1 protein-coding gene is annotated in these 909 nt (G+C 61.0%); it reads right to left on the minus strand.

From position 1 onward, the window contains the following. The coding region (locus AC1DVP_RS21275; protein ID WP_477185470.1) for a hypothetical protein at positions 1-909 on the minus strand (909 nt) is incomplete at both ends.

A 909-nucleotide genomic window follows, 5' to 3' on the forward strand; every position in this document is an offset into this window, starting at 1 on the left:
GGAGTCAGATTCAGTCCTCCCGCGCCCGTTACGCTGACTGTTGCCGGCTCGATGGCAGAACCCGTATAGGTGAACGGRCCGCCGTTGATCGTAACGGCAGTGATGCTYGAKGCTTTGCCGATGGTAAAGTCYTTGCTGTCGCTGCTGCCCTCATGGTTGGCGTCCCCCGCATAAGCGTAGCTGGCAGAGGCTGTYCCCGCATTGGTGTTGCTGCCGTAGGAKGCYGCTGGAGTCAGATTCAGTCCTCCCGCGCCCGTTACGCTGACAGTCGCCGGCTCRATGGCGGCGCCGGTATAGGTGAACGGACCGCCGTTGATCGTAACGGCAGTGATGCTCGATGCTTTGCCGATGGTAAAGTCYTTGCTGTCGCTGCTGCCCTCATGGTTGGCGTCSCCCGCATAAGCGTAGCTGGCAGAGGCTGTCCCCGCATTGGTGTTGCTGCCGTAGGAKGCYGCTGGAGTCAGATTCAGTCCTCCCGCKCCCGTTACGCTGACTGTTGCCGGCTCGATGGCRGAACCCGTATAGGTGAACGGACCGCCGTTGATCGTAACGGCAGTGATGCTCGAKGCTTTGCCGATGGTAAAGTCCTTGCTGTCGCTGCTGCCCTCATGGTTGGCGTCCCCCGCATAAGCGTAGCTGGCAGAGGCTGTYCCCGCATTGGTGTTGCTGCCRTAGGAGGCTGCTGGTGACATGTTCAGTCCTCCCGCTCCCGTTACGCTGACTGTTGCCGGCTCGATGGCGGCGCCGGTATAGGTGAACGGACCGCCGTTGATCGTAACGGCAGTGATGCTYGAKGCTTTGCCGATGGTAAAGTCYTTGCTGTCGCTGCTGCCCTCATGGTTGGCGTCCCCCGCATAAGCGTAGCTGGCAGAGGCTGTYCCCGCATTGGTGTTGCTGCCGTAGGAGGCT

The organism is Flavobacterium sp. P3_A6, assembly GCF_056403035.1.